Origin of the sequence: Sphingomonas sp. LHG3406-1 (assembly GCF_029637485.1) — a bacterium.
GTDB lineage: Bacteria > Pseudomonadota > Alphaproteobacteria > Sphingomonadales > Sphingomonadaceae > Sphingomicrobium.
Window position 1 is genome coordinate 2,678,642 of record NZ_CP069128.1, and the last position, 13,654, is coordinate 2,692,295.

Sequence of the window (13,654 nt, forward strand, 5' to 3'; positions counted from 1 at the left end):
GATGGCAACTTCTCCGCGGCTTACTCTGCCGCTTCTCGCGGTCGGCCAGTCGCAAAAGGAGCTTACGCACAACGAGGCGCTCGTCCTGCTCGACATGCTGGTCCAGAGCGTGTGCGCTGGTGCTCCGACCAATTTGCCTCCATCTGGCCCGGCAGTTGGTGATCTTCACCTGTGCGGGACTGCGCCGACAGGAGCCTGGGCCGGGCGCTCGAACGCGATTGCAATGTGGAGTGGCTCGGGCTGGCGCTTCATTCCCGCATTCGAAGGGATGGCACTGCGAGCGAAGACGAGCGGATTGCAATGGCAGTTCGCAAACGGGGAATGGCGTGAAGGCAAGATCCTTGCGAAGGAACTGCATATCAACGATCAAAAAGTAGTCGGCCCTAGATGGCAGTCGATTTCCGATGTGGCGGGTGGCAGCAATGTCGATGCTGAGGCGCGGAGCGCCATAAATCAGATACTCGTGGCTCTTAGGGCCCACGGCTTGATCGACAGCTGAGTGCGGCGTGCAGGACACAGGCGCCTGAAAACGTTTCGGCTGCACGCACAAAAGCGGGAACTGTCCGCTGTCCTTCCATATTAGTGGCCGAGATCGACCACTATTTGGGGGGAGCGACATGCTTTCGAGATTTGCCCTGCTTGCAGCAACTACATTGGCCATTGCGCCATCCGCCGCGCTGGCGCGCGACGGTACGCCTTATGTCGGCATCGAATTCGGCATCACCAAGCCGGAAAAGCTGAAGTTCGACTACGAGCGCGGCACCCTCGCGGTCGATAACGGTGTCGTTCTCGAGCACGAGAGCGGCTTCGATGCGGACCTAATCACAGGTTATGACTTCGGACTGATCAGAGCCGAAGGGGAGCTTGGCTGGAAGCGCGCAGGTATTGAAGATGTCGCCTTTAGCCCGTCCGTTCTGGCAACCACTGGCCGACCGGCAGCCGACGGTCGGACAAAGGTCATCTCTGCTATGGCCAACCTCCTTCTCGACTTCGGCTCCAATGACGGCCTCCAAGTTTATGGCGGGGGCGGCATCGGTGTCGCTCGGATTTCAGTCGATGCTGACATCACCGGTCCTGGTGTCATTCCAGGGCGAACGATCAGTGCCGACGATCGTTCTTTGGCTTGGCAGATCATCGGCGGCATGCGTGTGCCGGTGAACTACAATGTCGATCTTGGCCTCAAATACCGTTACTTCCGATCGAAGGCGCAGTTCGACGAGGGTGGCGCCCTTGGCGAGAGTCTTGATGGGCGCTTCAAGTCGCATTCGGTTTTGGCGAGCCTGATCTTCAACTTCGGCAATCCGCCGGCACCGCCGCCGCCGCCGCCGCCGCCGCCGCCGCCGCCTCCTCCTCCTCCTCCGGCGACGCAGACCTGCCCGGATGGCTCGGTGATCTTGGCGACGGACGCTTGCCCGGTCCCACCACCGCCGCCGCCTCCGCCTCCGCCCGCACCTGAGCGCGGCTAAGTCTCCCTTCGAGCCTCGGTTCTCAATTGTCTGAGAGCCGGGGCTCGACCCCGTTTGGGTCAGGCCGTAAGGCCACACAATGCACTGTCCCTTGCGCCTGCGCTGCGATGCTGCATCGCTGGTCAGCAATTTTCAGCGACTGCAGAGAGTTGCGTCCGTTCCAGCTGGAGCGGCGATCAAGGCTGACGGGTACGGTCTCGGAGCTAGGCAAGTAAGCCGCGCTCTTCTTGAGGCGGGGTGCAGAGATTTCTTCGTCTCCACCTGGTGGGAAGCTTCGCGGCTTGGCGATCTGCCTGACGGCTCGGTTGCCGTTCTCCACGGGCTTGGTCCCTCCGACCGACCGCCGCCAAGCGTGCGGCCCGTGCTCATTTCCGTCCAGCAGGTCGAACGCTGGAAGGCCCTTCCCCAACCCGATCTGCCCTGCGACGTAATGATCGACACCGGCATGAACCGTCTCGGCCTGAGACCCGATGAGATCGAGGCACTCAAGGGGCTCACGATCCACACGCTTCATAGCCACCTTGTCGCGGCTGACGAGGATAGTGAACTCAACCAGCGCCAGCTGACCATTTTTCGCGCATTGCGCGCGGCAATTCCGGCCCAGCGCTACAGCTTGGCGAACAGCGCCGGCATCTTCCTCGGACCCGAATTTGCCTTCGATCTCGTCCGGCCGGGTCTTGCGCTCTACGGCGGCGTTCCGCGAGCCGAGGCGAGGGGGATGATCCAGACGGTTGTAGCTCTCGAAGCTCAGGTCATACAGCGACGCAACGTCAGTCGTGGCGAGACGGTGGGCTACAGCGCCACCTTCACCGCCGACAGCGATATGGCCGTGGCCGTCATCAATATCGGTTATGCGGATGGCTACTGGCGCGGCTTTTCGTCCCGCGGATCGGCGTTCTTCGCTGGGGAACAGCTTCCGGTGATCGGCCGGGTCTCCATGGATCTCGTCACCCTCGACGCCAGCGCCGCCCCAGGTTTGCGCGAGGGCGACTGGGTAACGCTCGACTTTGAGCTCGAGGAAAGCGCACGGCTCTCCGGTATGTCCCAATACGAGCTACTTACGGGACTTGGCTGTCGGTATGAGCGCGTTTGGGCTTAGGCGCATCCAGTCGCTTCGCTCTGTAGCGGCAAAGGTCGACGATCGGGCAGCGCCAGCATTCCGGTACGCGGGCCTTGCAGATGTAGCGCCCGTGCAGGATCAGCCAGTGATGCGCGTGGGTAAGGAACGGCGGCGGGGTCACCTTCGCCAGCTTTAGCTCGACGTCCAGCGGCGTCTTGCCAGGAGCGAGGCCGGTGCGATTGGCAACTCGAAAGACATGCGTGTCGACCGCGATCGTCGGCTCGCCAAAAGCGATGTTGAGCACGACATTCGCCGTTTTTCGGCCGACCCCCGCCAGCTGCTCGAGCGCAGCCCGGTTGCGCGGCACCTCTCCCCCGAACCGCTCGATGAGCTGCTCGGCCATCAGCATCATGTTCTTGGCCTTGGTGTTGAACAGGCCGATGGTCTTGATGTGCTCCTTGATGCCCTCCTCGCCGAGCGAGATCATGGCCGCCGGTGTGTCCGCGACCTTGAACAACTTGCGGGTGGCGAGATTGACGCTGACGTCGGTCGCTTGGGCGGAGAGGGCCACTGCGACCAGCAGGGTGTAAGGCGTCGTCCACTCGAGTTCGCCCTGTGGCTCGGGGTTGAGTTCCGCCAGCCGCAGGAAGATGTCGCCAGCCAGCTTGCGGCTCATCTCGTCGCAACCACGTCGCGCATCCCGTAGAGTCCGGGCGCGCGTCCGAGCAAGAACCGCACCGCCGCCAGCGCGCCGCGAGCGAAGATCATCCGATCCTCCGCCCGATGCGAGAGGATCAGCCGTTCCTCAGGGCCGGCGAAGATGACGTCATGGTCACCAACCACCGTGCCACCGCGCAGCGCGGCAAAGCCAATCGCGCCTTCTTCCCGCTTCAGCTGGCGGCCACTCCGCGCATCTTCGCGGCGAAGTGGCACACCGCGGCCTCGTGCCGCCGACTCCCCAAGCGACAGAGCCGTACCCGATGGCGCATCGCGCTTCATCCGGTGATGCATCTCCAGGACCTCGATGTCCCACTCGCGGCCGAGCACCCGTGCCGCCCGCTCAACGAGGTCCTCGAGCAGCGCCACGCCAAGCGACGTATTTGAAGCCCGCAGCACCGCCACCGTTCGGCTCGCTTCCGCGATGCGCCGCGTGGCGAAGTCGTCGAGGCCGGTTGTCCCGATCAGGATCGGTACCCCCGCACGGGTCGCGCGGTCGAGCGATCCGGCAAGCGCTTCGGGAACTGAGAAGTCGACGATGATGTCGCCTTGATCCGGGGAGAGGGCGAAGCCGCCATCCTCCGTGGCCGCGGCCGCAATGGCTTTGCCCATGCGCCCGTTGGGGGCGATGAGTGTCAGGCGGATTGGCTGCTGATCGGTACGCATGCCGTCACCTTGGCGGCGGCCCGACCTTCGCGCAATGGCGGAGCCGTCAGGCCGGAAGGAAGCGGTTCACCACATCCTTGGCGAGCCGGGCCGGACGCATGCTGTTCGCGTCGAGGCAGCACCAAGTGCTCTTCACCTCGGCCAGCACATCCTCGCCGCGACGGATCACCGTCGTGAACAAGGCCCTCGCGCCCTGCACCCGCTCGGCAATCACGTCCGCCACGACCACATCGTCGAGGAAGGTCGGCCGGCGAAATTCGATCTCGTGCTTGAGCGCTACCCACAGGTGCCGGGTCACCGCTTCGGACGGCGCCACCTTTTCCCAATAGCGCACCACTGCTTCCTGGACCCACTTCAGGTACACGCTGTTGTTGACGTGCCCCATGTGGTCGATGTCTGCAGGCTCGATACCGATGCTGTGGCGATACATGGTGTGCCTTATCGTAGCTGCAGTGGCTGCTGACAATAGTGTCAACAAACAGGTTATAGAATGGTTGCGTCGGAGCGAGGAAAAGGTGCGGCAATTGTCATCCTGACCGGCGCCGGAATCTCTGCTGACAGCGGCGTGGCGACGTTCCGGAGGCCCGATGGGCTGTGGGAAGGGCACAGGGTCGAGGATGTTGCAACGCCGCAGGCCTTCGCCCGCAATCCTGCTCTGGTCCACCACTTCTACGATGAACGGCGCGCGAAGCTAGCGTCGGTGACGCCGAACGCTGCCCATCTGGCGCTCGCTACGCTCGAACGCCATTGGCCCGGTCCCTTCCTGCTGGTCACGCAAAACGTCGACAATCTGCACGATCGCGCCGGGTCGGAGCGACTGATCCACATGCATGGTGCGCTGAAGAAGGGCTGGTGCCGGGCCTGCGACGCGCGCTTCCCTTGGGACGGCCCGATGGGGGAGGGGGCGCGCTGCCCGGTCTGCGAAACCATCGGCATGGTAAGGCCCGACATCGTCTGGTTCGGTGAGATGCCTTATGGGATGGACGTTATCGATGAGGTCATTCGAAATTGCGACCTGTTCGTCTCGATCGGGACATTGGGGGCCGTCTATCCGGCCGCCGGCTTCGTTCAGACCGCTCGCTACGTCGGCGCCCACTGCCTCGAGCTCAATCTCGACCCCAGTCAGGGCAGCATCTTCTTCCACGAGACGCGCCTCGGCCGCGCGTCCGAGATCGTGCCGCAATGGGTCGACGAACTGCTTCAGGACGTCAGGTAGATCACCACCGCGACGGCGATGGCGGTGGCCAGCAGGAAGGCGACCAGGCAGGCTTTCCAGCCAAAGCGCCGACGGATCGTATCACTCGCAATGTCCGCGCCGATCTCGGCCGCGCTGCCGACCGCATCGATGATGAGGTCGGCCGGCATCAGTTTGCCCAGTCCAGCCCGATGTCTTCATAAAGGCCGCGATCCTCGGCCCAGCGCGGTGCCACCTTCACGTGCAGGAACAGGTGCACCTTGCGCCCGAGATGCTCGGCGATCGCCTCGCGCGCGGCGGCTCCGATCGCCTTCAGCTTGGATCCGCCCTTGCCGAGCACGATCGCCTTCTGGCTGTCGCGCTCGATCAGGATCTGCTGGTGGATGACGGTCGAGCCGTCCTTGCGTTCTTCCCACTTCTCGGTCTCGACCGCGCTTGCGTAGGGAAGTTCGGCGTGGAGCTGCAGGTAGAGCTGCTCGCGGGTCAGCTCCGCTGCGACCATCCGATCGGTCGCGTCGCTGAGCTGGTCCTCGGGATAGTGCCATGGTCCTTCCGGCATGACCGCGGCGAGGTGCCGCTTCACATCCGCCACGCCATCGCCGCTGGTCGCCGACACCATGAAGACCTGCTCCGGCTGCAGCCTTGCGCTCAGCTCGGTCGCGAGCTTCAGCAGGTCGCCCTTCTTGGCGATGTCCACCTTGTTCAGGACCAGGATCTTGGGCTCCGGCCGGCCCTCGATGCCTTCCAGCACCATCTCGGCGCGCTGGCCGATCGTGGCGGCCGCATCGACGACCAGCACCAGCCGGTCGGCACTTTCGGCGCCCTCCCAGGCCGCCTTGACCATGGCGCGATCGAGCCGCCGCTTCGGCGCGAAGATGCCGGGCGTATCGACCAGCAGGATCTGGCTTTGCCCTTCGATGGCGATGCCCATCAGCCGCGCCCGCGTCGTCTGGGCCTTGGGGCTGACAATCGCCACCTTCTGGCCGACCAGCCCGTTCACCAGGGTCGACTTGCCGGCATTGGGCGCACCGATCACCGCCACCAGTCCGCACCGCTCACTCACTTCAACTTCTCCAGCAGCGCCGCCGCGGCGGCCTTTTCGGCTTCCTGCTTGTTCGGGCCGACACCTTCCGCCTCGCCAAGACTGCCGAGGCTGACCCGGACAGTGAAGGTCGGCGCATGGCTCGGTCCGCTGCTCTTCACCACTTCGTAGACGGGCGAACGCCGCCGCCGGGCTTCGGCCAGTTCGTGCAGCAGCGACTTGGGGTGCCGCGGCGCTTCGCCGCCGAGTACCGCGAGGTGCGGCTCCCAGGCGCGCCGGATGAAGGTGCGCGCCGCGTCCAGCCCCAGTTCGAGATAGAGCGCCGCGATCAGCGCTTCGACAACGTCGCCGACGACATTCTCGCTGCGCGCGGCATTGTCGTCGCGCGCCTGCTTGCCCAGACGCAGGACCGCAGGCACGCCCAGTGCCATCCCGACGTCCGCGCAGGTCGCCCGCGACACCAGCGAGGTCAGCCGGTGCGACAACTGCCCCTCGGGATCGCGCGGAAAGCGCTCCTCCAGCCATTCGGCGATCACCAGCCCGAGCACCCGGTCACCGAGGAACTCCAGCCGCTGGTAATGCTCCCTGCCGTGGCTCGGGTGGGTCAGCGCGCGTTCGAACGGCTTGATGTTGGCCGGACTGGCGCCGAGCTTTTCCTCGACGAAGCTGCGGACCGCGCTCAATGGCCGCTCCCGATGCGGTCGTAGCGGGCGGCGGTGAACCACGTCCATGGCAGCAGCCACGACGCGCTTCCATCGGTCGACCAGAAGGTCGTCATCGCCCGGCCGACCAGCGCCTCGACCGGCACGAACCCCATGCCGCCCAGCGCGGGCGGGATGCGGCTGTCCGCGCTGTCGTCGCGATTGTCGCCCATCATGAAGACATTGCCCGCGGGCACCCGCACCGGGCCGAAATCGTCGACCACCGGATTGTCGACCTGGTCGAGCACGACATAGCTTTCGCCGTTCGGAAGCGTTTCGCGAAAGCCGCTGAACAGGCACTTTCCGCCTTCGACCCGCGGCTGCACCGCGCGGCACGGCGAATTGGGACTGACCTCGATCCCGATGTCGGCGACCGGCACCCTCAGGATCGCCCGGCCGTTGAGGATCAGCTGCCCCTGCCGGGTCGCGACCACGTCGCCGGGGAGGCCGATCACCCGCTTGATCACGTCATTGCCTTCGGGCCCGCGGAACACCGCCACGTCACCGCGCTCGGGAAGCGAGGCGAACAGGCGGCCCTCGATCGGCGGAAAGCCGAGCAGGAAGCTCGCCCGGCTATAGCCATAGGGCCATTTGGAAACGAGCAGGTAATCGCCGACATAGAGCCCGGGCAGCATAGAGCCCGACGGGATGCTGAAGGGCGCGACGATCAGGCTTCGCAGCACCCAGGCGAACAACAGCACCAGCAGGACCATCCGCAACAGCCCGCCACCGGCCTCGCTGCCGTCCTTCTTCTTCTCGGTCGTCTCAACCATGCGGCTGCCAGCCTTGCGTCCGCTGTCGCCCGCCGGTCAAGCGCGGCAGGGTGTATTTCGTGCCCGCCGTCGCTATGTCCGCCTCATGCCCACCCCATCGTTCCTGGCCGATTTCCGGCCACAGCCGCTGTCCGACCTGTTCGCCGCCGATCCCGCCCGGGCGGAGGATCTCGCCTTCGACCTCGCCGGCATTCGCTTCGACTTCAGCAAGACCCATCTCAGCCGCGACCTGATCGATCGCCTCGACCCGATGCCTTATGGCGCGGCCCTCGCCAGCCTGCTCGCGGGCGAGGTGGTCAATGCGACGGAAGGGCGCGCCGCCGAGCATCCGGCCGAGCGCGGGACCGGCTCGCCCGACGCTGTCGCCCTCGCCGGTCAGCGCCGCCATCGCATGCGGGCCCTCATTGACGCCATCGAGGCCGGAGCCTTCGGCGACATCACCGGCATCCTCCACATCGGCATTGGCGGCTCGGCGCTCGGTCCGGCGCTGCTGGTCGACGCGCTGGGGCGGACCGAGCGGCGCTACAAGGTCGAGATCCTGTCCAACATCGACGGCCAGTCGGTCGATGCAGCGCTTGCCCGGCTCGATCCTGCGACGACGCTCGTCGCCATCGCCTCCAAGACCTTCACCACCGCCGAGACCCTGCGCAACGCCGACGCCGCGCTCGCCTGGCTCGAGGAGGCAGGCGTTGAGGACCCTTATGGCCGCCTGATCGCCCTTACTGCTGCGCCCGAGCGCGCGCTCGAATTCGGCATCGACGAGACCCGCATCCTGCCCTTCGCGCCAAGCGTCGGCGGCCGCTATTCCCTGTGGTCGGCGATCGGCTTTCCGGCCGCCCTTGCGCTCGGCATGGATGCCTTCGAGCAACTGCTGGAAGGGGCGGCGATGGTCGACGAGCATGTCGCCGAAGCCGCCCCGCAGGCCAACGTGCCCCTGCTCGCCGCCATTGCCGACCTCCTCTACACGCAGCAGCTCAAGGCCGAGACCCGCGCCGTCTTCGCCTATGACGATCGCCTCAGCCTGCTGCCCTCCTACCTCCAGCAGCTCGTCATGGAATCGAACGGCAAGTCGGCCGGCATCGACGGCCAGCCGGCCGGCGGCCACACCTCCGCCATCCTGTGGGGCGGCACCGGCACCGATGCCCAGCATGCCGTCTTCCAGCTCCTCCACCAGGGCACCCACCTCGTGCCGGTCGAGTTCGTCGCCGTCGCGGCGCAGGGCGACGAGCAGGACCCCGCCCATCACCGCGAGCTACTCCTCAACTGCTTCGCGCAGGGCGCCGCGCTGATGGCCGGCCGGTCGTCGGACGACCTTCACCGCGACTATCCCGGCAATCGCCCCTCGACCACCATCCTCCTCGACGACCTCGACCCGACCAGCCTCGGCGCCCTGATCGCCTTCTACGAGCATCGCACCTTCGCCGAGGCCGTGCTGCTCGGCATCAACCCGTTCGACCAGTTCGGGGTCGAACTCGGCAAGGAGATGGCGCGCGCCATCGACGATCCGGAGACACGCTCGGCTTTCGATCCCTCGACCCGCGCCCTCATCGAGAAGGCAGGCCTGTGACCGACCAGCACTTCGACTATGACCTGTTCGTCGTCGGGGCCGGCTCCGGCGGAGTCCGCGCCGCCCGAATCGCCGCCGGCCATGGCGCGCGCGTCGCAGTCGCCGAGGAGCACAAGGTCGGCGGGACCTGCGTCATCCGCGGCTGCGTGCCCAAGAAGCTGCTCGTCTACGGAGCCCATTTCGCCGAGGACCTCGACGATGCCGCCATGTTCGGCTGGGACATTCCCGAGCGCCGCTTCGACTGGCCGACCCTGCGCGACAATGTCCTTGCCGAAGTCAGCCGCCTTGAAGGCCTCTACGGAGAGACGCTCGCCAACCATAAGGTGACCGTCTTCAAGACGCGCGCGGTGCTTACCGGCCCGAACAGCCTGTCACTTGCCGACGGCCGGACCATTACCGCCGGCAAGATCCTGCTCGCGCCCGGTGCCCGCCCGGCGCTGCCGGATGTTCCCGGCATCGAACATGCCATCACCTCGAACGACGTCTTCCACCTCGAGCGGCTGCCCAAAAGGGTGGTGATCGCCGGCGGCGGCTACATCGCCAACGAGTTCGCCGGCATCTTCCACCAGCTCGGCGCCCACGTCACCATCGTCAATCGCTCGGACACCATCCTTCGCGGATATGACGAGCAGATCGTCGACCGGCTGGTGAAGATCAGCGTCGCCAAGGGCATCGACTTCCGCTTCAACGCCGGCTTCGAGGCGCTGGAGCAGCAGGAAGACGGCTCGATCCTCTGCCGCATGCGCGGCACCCAGGACATCGTCGCCGACGAGGTGCTGTTCGCCATCGGCCGCCTGCCGAACACCGAGGAGCTCGGTCTCGACCGGCTCGGCGTCAAGCTGACCGAGCGCGGCGCCATCGTGGTCGACAAGGAATATCGCTCGTCGGTGCCCAGCATCTTCGCGGTCGGCGACGTCACCGACCGGGTGCAGCTGACCCCGGTCGCCATCCGCGAAGGGCATGCCTTTGCCGACACACAGTTCGGCGGGCATCCCTGCGTGGTCGACTATGACAACATTCCGTCCAGCTGCTTCAGCCACCCGCCGATCGGTCTCGTCGGGCTCACCGAAAGCCAGGCCAAGAACAAGCTCGGCGTAATCCGCACCTACACGTCGGACTTCCGGCCGATGAAATATGTCCTCGCCGGCCGCAACGAGCGCGCGCTCTACAAGCTTGTTGTCGACGAGGGCTCGGACAGGGTGGTGGGCGTGCACCTGATCGGTCCCGACGCGCCCGAGATCCTGCAGGGCGCCGCCATCGCGGTGAAGGCCGGGCTCACCAAGGCCGACTTCGACGCCACCGTCGCGCTCCACCCGACGATGGCCGAGGAACTGGTGCTGATGCGCTGACTCCAATTCCCCTCCCGCAGGCGGGAGGGGAGTGCTAGGCACGCGTCCGTGACCTACGACGCAATCATCATCGGTGCCGGCCACAACGGCCTCGTCTGCAGCTACTATCTGGCGAAGAAGGGCCTGAAGGTCGCCATCCTCGAGGCGCAACCCAATGTCGGCGGCGCGGCGGTCACCGATGAATTCCTGCCCGGCTTCAAGAACAGCGCGGCAAGCTACACCGTCAGCCTCCTCAACCCCAAGGTCATCCGCGACCTCGACCTTGCTCGCCACGGCTTGAAGGTCGTCCTGCGCAAGATCGACAACTTCCTTCCCGGCGACGGCGACTACCTCCTCGGCGGCCGCGGCGGGCTGACCCGGGCCGAGATCGTCCGCCACCATGAAGCCGACGGCGCCGGCTACGACCGCTACATGGCGGAGCTCGAAACAGTCGTACCCCTCATTCAGAAGTGGCTGCTGAAGGCACCGCCACAGGCTGGAGCCGGTCTGGCTGGTCTCCCTGCCATGCTCAGCCTCGGCCGTGACCTGGTCGGCCTATCGACTGACGAAGTGCGCATCGTTCACGATTATGCGACTAAGTCGGCCGGCGGCATTCTCGATCGCCACTTCAAGGGCGATCTCGCCAAGGCCCTGTTCGGGTTCGACGGCGTGGTCGGCAACTTCGCCTCACCCTATTCGGCCGGGACCGCCTACGTCCTTCTCCACCATCTGTTCGGCGAGGCGGCCGGCGTTCCCGGCGCCTGGGGCCATGCGATCGGCGGCATGGGCGCGATTACCCAGGCCATGGCTCGTGCCGCTCGCGAGGCGGGGGTCGACATCGTCCTCAATGCATCGGCGGAAGAGATCATCGTCGAGCGCGACCGCGCCGTCGGCGTGGTCGCGCAGGGCAAGGCGTGGCGCGCGTCGCGCGTGGTCGCCGGGGTCAACCCGCGGCTCCTGTTCGGCAAGCTCCTGCCGCAGGGCGCGGTGTCCGATACCGTCAACCGCCACATGGCGGGCTGGGCGTGCGAAAGCGCGACCTTCCGAATGAACGTGGCGCTCTCCGAACTGCCGAAGTTCACCGTCAAGCCGGAGAAGGGCGACCATCTCACCGCCGGCATCATCATGGCGCCCAGCCTCGACTACATGGACCGCGCCTTCACCGATGCAAAGCAGCAGGGCTGGTCCAAGCAGCCGATCATCGAGATGCTGATCCCGACGACGCTCGACCCGGCCCTCGCGCCCAAGGGCAAGCATGTCGCCAGCCTCTTCTGCCAGCACTTCCGCTACCAGCTTCCGGGCGGCAAGAACTGGGACAAGGTGCGCGACAAGGTCGCCGACCACATCATCGCCACCGTCGACAGCCACGCTCCGGGCTTCGCCGCCAGCATCATCGGCCGCCAGATCCATTCGCCGCTCGACCTCGAGCGCCGCTTCGGCCTGATCGGCGGCGACATCTTCCACGGCAAGATGGGTCTCGACCAGTTGTTCAGCGCCCGTCCGATGATCGGTGCCGCCGACTATCGCATGCCCTTGCCCGGCCTCTACCTCTGCGGCTCGGGCGCGCACCCGGGCGGTGGAGTCACCGGCGCCCCGGGCCACAACGCTGCGCAGGCCATCCTCGCCGACCGCCGTCCCTGGAAGCGCAGCGCTTGAAACCCCTCGACGGGATCAGGGTGCTCGACCTCAGCCGGGTCCTCGCCGGCCCGTGGTGCACGCAGCTCCTTGCCGACCTCGGCGCCGACGTCATCAAGATCGAGCGGCCGGGGCAGGGGGACGACACCCGCCACTGGGGCCCGCCCTGGCATGGCGACGGCGAGGAGCGCGTGGCCGCCTATTTCCTCGCCTGCAATCGCGGGAAGCGCAGTGCCGCCATCGACCTCGCCAGCGAGGAAGGTGCCGAACAGGTGCGCGCCCTTGCCGATCGCAGCGACGTCGTCGTCGAGAACTTCAAGGTCGGAGCGCTCCGCCGCTATGGGCTGGACGCGGCGACGCTGCGCGCCCGCAACCCGCGCCTCGTTTACGCCAGCATCACCGGCTTTGGTCAGGACGGCCCCCGCGCCGGCCAAGCCGGCTACGACTTCATGATCCAGGGCCAAGCCGGCCTGATGAGCATCACCGGCCTTCCCGACGAAGTCGAGAATGGCGGTCCACTACGCGCCGGGGTCGCCGTCGTGGACCTGTTCACCGGCATGTATACCGCCAGCGCCATCCTCGCCGCGCTGGTCCGGCGCGGCACGACGGGGGAGGGCGCGACCATCGACAGCGCCCTGTTCGACTGCGGCCTGGCGTTGCTCGCCAATCAGGCCAGCAATTATCTCGTCAGCGGCCAAAGCCCGCCGCGGCAGGGCAATACGCACCCCAATCTCGTACCCTACCAGCCCTTCGCTTGCGCCGATAAGCCGCTGATCATCGCTGTCGGCAACGATCGCCAGTTCGCGTCGCTCGCCACCCTGCTCGGCAATGGCGAGTGGATCACCGATCCCCGCTACGCCACCAATGCCGCCCGCATTGCCCATCGCGCCGAGCTGGTCGCGGCGATCGAAGCCGTCACCCGCACTCGGCCGGCCGCTCACTGGTATGAAGCCTGCGAGCGGGCGGGCATACCAGCCGGCCCCATCAACAGCATCGCGCAGGCGCTCGCCGACCCGCAAGCCGCCCACCGCGCCATGCTGCGGGAGATGGAAGGATACCGGCTGCTCGGAAGCCCGGTCCGGCTCGACGGACATCGTTTGGACACTGATCGCCCTCCCCCGCTCCTGGGAGAGCATACGACGGAGGTGCTGGCAGCGCTGGCGCTAGATCAGCGAACGTAGGCGTTGCCGACCAATGGTCCGAGCCCGTCATAGCGGCGCACCTGCCGCTCGTAAAATTCGGCCAGATCCATGTAGGCGAGCCGCACGCGCGGATCGGACGCGGCAAAGGCCTTTCTCAGCGCGTCATCGAGACGCTCCCTAAACTCTACCGACCCCATCGCTTGCCCCTCCCGCCGCTGCGAGTAGCGACATGGCTTCAGCTAGCCAACTGGAAACATAGGGGTTTTTGCCGATCAAGCTTCCACTTCGGGGTCATTAATTGACCTTGGGAAGGGAGCTTGAGGAGGCGCGTTAACACCAAGATGGGGATGAGTGCTGGCTTG

General features: G+C 66.2%; 16 protein-coding genes. 8 read left to right on the forward strand and 8 right to left on the reverse strand.

Features of this window, described 5'->3' with window-relative positions; translation table 11 throughout:
• Window position 1 precedes the first annotated feature (1 nt).
• The 3 genes from JOY29_RS13120 (at window position 2) to alr (ending at window position 2,565) form a co-directional block, all read left to right on the forward strand.
• Window positions 2-499, forward strand: a complete 498-nt coding sequence (locus JOY29_RS13120) for a DUF2793 domain-containing protein (protein WP_300973985.1) — start codon at window positions 2-4, stop codon at window positions 497-499.
• A gap of 118 nt (window positions 500-617) precedes the next feature.
• Entirely contained in the window at window positions 618-1,466 is an 849-nt protein-coding gene (locus JOY29_RS13125; protein ID WP_300973986.1) for an outer membrane beta-barrel protein, read from the forward strand.
• Between the two features lie 79 nt (window positions 1,467-1,545).
• A complete protein-coding gene (gene alr / locus JOY29_RS13130; protein ID WP_300973987.1) occupies window positions 1,546-2,565 on the forward strand; it encodes an alanine racemase in 1,020 nt (339 codons plus the stop codon).
• Here alr and nth read toward each other — a convergent pair.
• From nth to JOY29_RS13145, 3 genes are read right to left on the reverse strand one after another with little or no spacing between them, the layout of a single operon-like run.
• Window positions 2,525-3,202, reverse strand: a complete 678-nt coding sequence (gene nth, locus JOY29_RS13135; protein ID WP_300973988.1) for an endonuclease III — start codon at window positions 3,200-3,202, stop codon at window positions 2,525-2,527. The genes alr and nth overlap by 41 nt on opposite strands.
• On the reverse strand, window positions 3,199-3,909 hold the full coding sequence (gene dapB, locus JOY29_RS13140) for a 4-hydroxy-tetrahydrodipicolinate reductase (RefSeq protein WP_300973989.1): 711 nt from the start codon (window positions 3,907-3,909) through the stop codon (window positions 3,199-3,201). The genes nth and dapB overlap by 4 nt, the downstream gene beginning before the upstream one ends.
• A 46-nt stretch (window positions 3,910-3,955) precedes the next feature.
• Entirely contained in the window at window positions 3,956-4,339 is a 384-nt protein-coding gene (locus tag JOY29_RS13145; protein WP_300973990.1) for a thioesterase family protein, read from the reverse strand.
• A gap of 60 nt (window positions 4,340-4,399) precedes the next feature.
• Between JOY29_RS13145 and JOY29_RS13150 the strand changes: the two genes are divergently transcribed.
• Window positions 4,400-5,125, forward strand: a complete 726-nt coding sequence (locus JOY29_RS13150; RefSeq protein ID WP_300973991.1) for an NAD-dependent deacylase — start codon at window positions 4,400-4,402, stop codon at window positions 5,123-5,125.
• On the opposite strand, the gene JOY29_RS13155 is transcribed toward JOY29_RS13150, so the two are convergent.
• From JOY29_RS13155 to lepB, 4 genes are read right to left on the reverse strand one after another with little or no spacing between them, the layout of a single operon-like run.
• Window positions 5,110-5,274 (reverse strand): hypothetical protein, encoded by a 165-nt coding sequence (locus JOY29_RS13155; protein WP_300973992.1) that lies wholly within the window; start codon window positions 5,272-5,274, stop codon window positions 5,110-5,112. The genes JOY29_RS13150 and JOY29_RS13155 overlap by 16 nt on opposite strands.
• Window positions 5,274-6,167, reverse strand: a complete 894-nt coding sequence (gene era, locus JOY29_RS13160; RefSeq protein ID WP_300973993.1) for a GTPase Era — start codon at window positions 6,165-6,167, stop codon at window positions 5,274-5,276. The genes JOY29_RS13155 and era overlap by 1 nt, the downstream gene beginning before the upstream one ends.
• Window positions 6,164-6,877, reverse strand: coding sequence for a ribonuclease III (gene rnc, locus JOY29_RS13165; protein WP_300975546.1), 714 nt, complete (start codon window positions 6,875-6,877; stop codon window positions 6,164-6,166). Before rnc ends, era begins: the two co-directional genes overlap by 4 nt.
• Entirely contained in the window at window positions 6,826-7,560 is a 735-nt protein-coding gene (gene lepB, locus JOY29_RS13170; RefSeq protein ID WP_300975547.1) for a signal peptidase I, read from the reverse strand. The genes rnc and lepB overlap by 52 nt, the downstream gene beginning before the upstream one ends.
• A gap of 145 nt (window positions 7,561-7,705) precedes the next feature.
• Between lepB and pgi the strand changes: the two genes are divergently transcribed.
• Genes pgi through JOY29_RS13190 form a run of 4 tightly spaced genes read left to right on the forward strand, consistent with a single transcriptional unit; the run spans window position 7,706 to window position 13,331 of the window.
• Complete coding sequence (gene pgi, locus JOY29_RS13175) at window positions 7,706-9,187, forward strand: glucose-6-phosphate isomerase (protein WP_300973994.1); 1,482 nt, start codon at window positions 7,706-7,708, stop codon at window positions 9,185-9,187.
• On the forward strand, window positions 9,184-10,536 hold the full coding sequence (gene gorA / locus JOY29_RS13180) for a glutathione-disulfide reductase (RefSeq protein ID WP_300973995.1): 1,353 nt from the start codon (window positions 9,184-9,186) through the stop codon (window positions 10,534-10,536). Before pgi ends, gorA begins: the two co-directional genes overlap by 4 nt.
• A 48-nt stretch (window positions 10,537-10,584) precedes the next feature.
• Window positions 10,585-12,171, forward strand: a complete 1,587-nt coding sequence (locus JOY29_RS13185; RefSeq protein ID WP_300973996.1) for an NAD(P)/FAD-dependent oxidoreductase — start codon at window positions 10,585-10,587, stop codon at window positions 12,169-12,171.
• Complete coding sequence (locus JOY29_RS13190; RefSeq protein ID WP_300973997.1) at window positions 12,168-13,331, forward strand: CaiB/BaiF CoA-transferase family protein; 1,164 nt, start codon at window positions 12,168-12,170, stop codon at window positions 13,329-13,331. Before JOY29_RS13185 ends, JOY29_RS13190 begins: the two co-directional genes overlap by 4 nt.
• On the opposite strand, the gene JOY29_RS13195 is transcribed toward JOY29_RS13190, so the two are convergent.
• Window positions 13,319-13,489 (reverse strand): hypothetical protein, encoded by a 171-nt coding sequence (locus JOY29_RS13195; RefSeq protein WP_300973998.1) that lies wholly within the window; start codon window positions 13,487-13,489, stop codon window positions 13,319-13,321. The two genes, JOY29_RS13190 and JOY29_RS13195, sit on opposite strands and share 13 nt — an antisense overlap.
• Between the last annotated feature and the right edge of the window lie 165 nt (window positions 13,490-13,654).

What these genes read in the sequence shown, in the direction of transcription:
- JOY29_RS13125 (WP_300973986.1), top strand. Translation starts at nt 618, where the DNA reads ATGCTTTCGAGATTTGCCCTGCTTGCAGCAACTACATTGGCCATTGCG.
- JOY29_RS13150 (WP_300973991.1), top strand. Translation starts at nt 4,400, where the DNA reads ATGGTTGCGTCGGAGCGAGGAAAAGGTGCGGCAATTGTCATCCTGACC.
- JOY29_RS13145 (WP_300973990.1), bottom strand. Translation starts at nt 4,339, where the DNA reads ATGTATCGCCACAGCATCGGTATCGAGCCTGCAGACATCGACCACATG.
- JOY29_RS13120 (WP_300973985.1), top strand. Translation starts at nt 2, where the DNA reads ATGGCAACTTCTCCGCGGCTTACTCTGCCGCTTCTCGCGGTCGGCCAG.
- dapB (WP_300973989.1), bottom strand. Translation starts at nt 3,909, where the DNA reads ATGCGTACCGATCAGCAGCCAATCCGCCTGACACTCATCGCCCCCAAC.
- rnc (WP_300975546.1), bottom strand. Translation starts at nt 6,877, where the DNA reads ATGGACGTGGTTCACCGCCGCCCGCTACGACCGCATCGGGAGCGGCCA.
- lepB (WP_300975547.1), bottom strand. Translation starts at nt 7,560, where the DNA reads ATGGTCCTGCTGGTGCTGTTGTTCGCCTGGGTGCTGCGAAGCCTGATC.
- JOY29_RS13155 (WP_300973992.1), bottom strand. Translation starts at nt 5,274, where the DNA reads ATGCCGGCCGACCTCATCATCGATGCGGTCGGCAGCGCGGCCGAGATC.
- alr (WP_300973987.1), top strand. Translation starts at nt 1,546, where the DNA reads ATGCACTGTCCCTTGCGCCTGCGCTGCGATGCTGCATCGCTGGTCAGC.
- pgi (WP_300973994.1), top strand. Translation starts at nt 7,706, where the DNA reads ATGCCCACCCCATCGTTCCTGGCCGATTTCCGGCCACAGCCGCTGTCC.
- nth (WP_300973988.1), bottom strand. Translation starts at nt 3,202, where the DNA reads ATGAGCCGCAAGCTGGCTGGCGACATCTTCCTGCGGCTGGCGGAACTC.
- JOY29_RS13195 (WP_300973998.1), bottom strand. Translation starts at nt 13,489, where the DNA reads ATGGGGTCGGTAGAGTTTAGGGAGCGTCTCGATGACGCGCTGAGAAAG.